Raw genomic sequence first — 5427 nt, 5'->3', positions numbered from 1 at the left:
GTTTAAATGCCGGCGGCGACCTACTCTCCCACACCCTCCCGGGTGCAGTACCATCGGCGCAGGCAGGCTTAGCTTCCGGGTTCGGAAAGGGACCGGGCGTGACCCCGCCGCTAAAACCACCGACAAACACAACAGAACAAAACACACACCCACCAACAACGGTGGTGTGCTGTGCCGTTCCAGACACTGCACAATGGACGCGAATCAACAAATCTTACACAGCAGAATCACTCGTTAACTAATGTTATCCTCGGTCAATTAGTACCGGTCACCTCCAACACTCACATGCTGTCCAGATCCGGCCTATCAACCCCGTAGTCTACAGGGAACCTCAAACGAAACCTCATCTCGAAACAGGCTTCCCGCTTAGATGCTTTCAGCGGTTATCCCTCCCATACGTAGCCAACCAGCCATGCCACGGGCGTGACAACTGGCCCACCAGAGGTATGTCCAACCCGGTCCTCTCGTACTAGGGTCAGCCTTTCTCAAGTTTCAACGCGCACGGCGGATAGAGACCGAACTGTCTCACGACGTTCTAAACCCAGCTCGCGTGCCGCTTTAATGGGCGAACAGCCCAACCCTTGGGACCAACTCCAGCCCCAGGATGCGACGAGCCGACATCGAGGTGCCAAACCATCCCGTCGATATGGACTCTTGGGGAAGATCAGCCTGTTATCCCCGGGGTACCTTTTATCCGTTGAGCGACACCGCTTCCACAAGCCGGTGCCGGATCACTAGTCCCTACTTTCGTACCTGCTCGACCTGTCAGTCTCACAGTCAAGCTCCCTTGTGCACTTACACTCAACACCTGATTACCAACCAGGCTGAGGGAACCTTTGGGCGCCTCCGTTACTCTTTGGGAGGCAACCGCCCCAGTTAAACTACCCACCAGGCACTGTCCCTAACCCAGATCATGGGCCGAGGTTCAGATGTCCAGCACGATCAGAGTGGTATTTCAACAACGACTCCACAACCACTAGCGTGGCCGCTTCACAGTCTCCCACCTATCCTACACAAACCGAACCGAACACCAATACCAAGCTATAGTGAAGGTCCCGGGGTCTTTTCGTCCTGCCGCGCGTAACGAGCATCTTTACTCGTACTGCAATTTCGCCGGGCCTGTGGTTGAGACAGCAGGGAAGTCGTTACGCCATTCGTGCAGGTCGGAACTTACCCGACAAGGAATTTCGCTACCTTAGGATGGTTATAGTTACCACCGCCGTTTACTGGGGCTTAAATTCTCCGCTTCGAACCGAAGTCCTAACAGGTCCTCTTAACCTTCCAGCACCGGGCAGGCGTCAGTCCGTATACATCGACTTAGCGTCTTCGCACGGACCTGTGTTTTTAGTAAACAGTCGCTTCCCTCTATCCTCTGCGACCCACACCAGCTCACAACCGTAAAGATCGATCACCAGCACGGGCCCCCCTTCTCCCGAAGTTACGGGGGCATTTTGCCGAGTTCCTTAACCACAGTTCACCCGATCGCCTTAGTATTCTCTACCTGACCACCTGTGTCGGTTTGGGGTACGGGCCGAATGTGCACATCGCTAGAGGCTTTTCTCGACAGCATAGGATCACCGACATCCCCGCAAACGGGTACGCATCACGCCTCACCCATAATGAACCCCGGATTTACCTGGGGCTCGGGCCACACGCTTACACCACAATCCAATAAGTGGCTCGGCTACCTTCCTGCGTCACCCCATCACTTGGCTACTACCAGCTCAGGTCCCACGCATCCACACAACGAGAGCCACAAAGTGACCCACACCGTGCTTCAGGGCGGTTAGTATCGCTGATTCACCATGGTCGCACACACACGGGTACGGGAATATCAACCCGTTATCCATCGACTACGCCTGTCGGCCTCGCCTTAGGCCCCGACTCACCCTGGGAAGATTAACTTGACCCAGGAACCCTTGGTCATCCGGCGGATGAGGTTCTCACTCATCATTCGCTACTCATGCCTGCATTCTCACTCGCATAGCGTCCAGCACTGGGTCACCCCGCACCTTCACTCGCTACACGACGCTCCCCTACCAACCCACACACAAGTGTGAGTTCCGCGGCTTCGGCGGTGTACTTGAGCCCCACTACATTGTCGGCGCAGAACCACTCGACCAGTGAGCTATTACGCACTCTTTCAAGGATGGCTGCTTCTAAGCCAACCTCCTGGCTGTCTTCGCGATCCCACATCCTTTTCCACTTAGTACACCCTTAGGGGCCTTAGCCGGCGATCTGGGCTGTTTCCCTCTCGACCACGAAGCTTATCCCCCGCAGTCTCACTGCCGCGCTCTCACTTACCGGCATTCGGAGTTTGGCTGATGTCGCTAAGATGGTAGTCCCGCTAAACCAACCAGTAGCTCTACCTCCGGCAAGAAACACACGACGCTGCACCTAAATGCATTTCGGGGAGAACCAGCTATCACGGAGTTTGATTGGCCTTTCACCCCTACCCACAACTCATCCCCTCAGTTTTCAACCTAAGTGGGTTCGCGCCTCCACGACGTCTTACCGTCGCTTCACACTGGCCATGGGTAGATCACCCCGCTTCGGGTCCAGGACACGCCACTAACAACACACTAGTTAGTATTCGCTTTCGCTACGGCTACCCCACACGGGTTAACCTCGCGACGTGCCGCTGACTCGCAGGCTCATTCTTCAAAAGGCACGCCATCACCCCACAAGGAGGCTCTGACGGATTGTAGGCACACGGTTTCAGGTACTATTTCACTCCCCTCCCGGGGTACTTTTCACCATTCCCTCACGGTACTAATCCGCTATCGGTCACAACAAGTATTCAGGCTTACCGGGTGGTCCCGGCAGATTCACAGCAGATTCCACGAGCCCGCTGCTACTCGGGGACACTCGCAACCCACACACACGATGCTTTCACGTACCGGACTCTCACCGTCTACGGCAGGCCATTCCAAACCACTTCCGCTAACACCACGCGCACAGGCGGCAGGCTGACAGACCCACCACACAAGACCCCACAACACCCCACATGCAACCCCTGTCAGGTATCACACACATGAAGTTTAGCCACCATCCGATTTCGCTCGCCGCTACTCTCGGAATCACTATTGTTTTCTTCTCCTACGGGTACTGAGATGTTTCACTTCCCCGCGTTCCCTCCACACCAGCTATACATTCACAGGTGGGTGACCGTGCATAACCACGGCCGGGTTTCCCCATTCGGACATCCTCGGATCAACGCTCAGTTGGCAACTCCCCGAGGCATTTCGCAGCCTCTCACGTCCTTCATCGGCTCATTGTGCCAAGGCATCCACCGTGCGCCCTTAACAGACAACACTAAAACAAAAAGATGACTCTACAAAAATTGCATAAAATAAAGAAGATACTCGCGTCCACTATACAGTTCTCAAACAACACGACACCCGAAACAGCAACCACCGCACACACAAGCACGACAGCACCACCATCAAGCGCCCACAAAAGGAGCATGCTGCTCCAGACACCCAACACCGCAACAAAACCAAACAACCCCTGCCACACCACATAAAGCCATGCGACTAAACAAACGATGATCCAGACATGATCTCCACCCGGATTCAAAAGCAGACTACGCAATGACCCACCACACGGTGAGCCCAAAGGCCTGCAACCAAAAAGCTCCTTAGAAAGGAGGTGATCCAGCCGCACCTTCCGGTACGGCTACCTTGTTACGACTTCGTCCCAATCGCCGATCCCACCTTCGACAGCTCCCTAACGAGTTTGGGCCACTGGCTTCGGGTGTTACCAACTTTCATGACGTGACGGGCGGTGTGTACAAGGCCCGGGAACGTATTCACCGCAGCGTTGCTGATCTGCGATTACTAGCGACTCCGACTTCATGGAGTCGAGTTGCAGACTCCAATCCGAACTGAGACCGGCTTTACGGGATTAGCTCCGCCTCACGGCATCGCAACCCACTGTACCGACCATTGTAGCATGTGTGAAGCCCTGGACATAAGGGGCATGATGATTTGACGTCATCCCCACCTTCCTCCGAGTTAACCCCGGCAGTCTCTCGCGAGTCCCCACCATTACGTGCTGGCAACACAAGACAAGGGTTGCGCTCGTTGCGGGACTTAACCCAACATCTCACGACACGAGCTGACGACAACCATGCACCACCTGTATACAGACCACAAGGGAAAACACATCTCTGTGCCGATCCTGCATATGTCAAGCCCAGGTAAGGTTCTTCGCGTTGCATCGAATTAATCCACATGCTCCGCCGCTTGTGCGGGCCCCCGTCAATTCCTTTGAGTTTTAGCCTTGCGGCCGTACTCCCCAGGCGGGGCGCTTAATGCGTTAGCTACGGCACGGAAGTCGTGGAAGACCCCCACACCTAGCGCCCACCGTTTACGGCATGGACTACCAGGGTATCTAATCCTGTTCGCTACCCATGCTTTCGCTCCTCAGCGTCAGTAACTGCCCAGAGACCTGCCTTCGCCATCGGTGTTCCTCCTGATATCTGCGCATTTCACCGCTACACCAGGAATTCCAGTCTCCCCTACAGTACTCAAGTTATGCCCGTATCGCCTGCACGCCCGGAGTTAAGCCCCGGAATTTCACAGACGACGTGACAAACCACCTACGAGCTCTTTACGCCCAGTAATTCCGGACAACGCTCGCACCCTACGTATTACCGCGGCTGCTGGCACGTAGTTAGCCGGTGCTTCTTCTACCACTACCGTCACTCTCGCTTCGTCATGGTTGAAAGGAGTTTACAACCCGAAGGCCTTCATCCCCCACGCGGCGTCGCTGCATCAGGCTTGCGCCCATTGTGCAATATTCCCCACTGCTGCCTCCCGTAGGAGTCTGGGCCGTGTCTCAGTCCCAATGTGGCCGTCCACCCTCTCAGGCCGGCTACCCGTCGACGCCTTGGTAGGCCATTACCCCACCAACAAGCTGATAGGCCGCGGGCTCATCCTGCACCGAAAAACTTTCCACCACCGACACTAAACGATGGTACTATCCGGTATTAGACCCAGTTTCCCAGGCTTATCCCGAAGTGCAGGGCAGATCACCCACGTGTTACTCACCCGTTCGCCACTCGAGTACCCTGCAAGCAGGGCCTTTCCGTTCGACTTGCATGTGTTAAGCACGCCGCCAGCGTTCGTCCTGAGCCAGGATCAAACTCTCCATAAAAGCATATCAGCTCTATAAAAAGCCTGAACATACTGGCAAAATAAAAAAATACTGAACTACTGACAAAAAATGTCAACATCGATCCCACCACGGGGGTGGCGGAACCGACAACCGTCAACACCAATCAGCAGCACAATAAGAAAAGAACGATATTTAACAAGCAATCACGCTTGCCGGTACCATTCCAAACCACCGCGCCACACAACCGGTGCGACAAAAATTGCTTGGTTTGTTACGCTATTGAGTTCTCAAACAACACACGCACAC

General features: G+C 54.9%; 3 rRNA genes. All 3 read right to left on the bottom strand.

Features of this window, described 5'->3' with window-relative positions:
- Positions 1–7 precede the first annotated feature (7 nt).
- Positions 8–124 (bottom strand): 5S ribosomal RNA (gene rrf, locus ACT3S3_RS15060).
- A gap of 115 nt (positions 125–239) precedes the next feature.
- Positions 240–3316: ribosomal RNA gene (locus ACT3S3_RS15055) — 23S ribosomal RNA — on the bottom strand.
- Between the two features lie 328 nt (positions 3317–3644).
- A 16S ribosomal RNA gene (locus tag ACT3S3_RS15050) occupies positions 3645–5160 on the bottom strand.
- Together the 16S, 23S and 5S rRNA genes form the textbook arrangement of a ribosomal RNA operon.
- Between the last annotated feature and the right edge of the window lie 267 nt (positions 5161–5427).

This window comes from Corynebacterium sp. AOP40-4SA-5 (assembly GCF_052377355.1).
Taxonomy (GTDB): Bacteria; Actinomycetota; Actinomycetes; order Mycobacteriales; family Mycobacteriaceae; genus Corynebacterium.
Note: the sequence above shows the minus strand (reverse complement) of the source record. Positions and strands in the feature narration are given on the sequence as shown.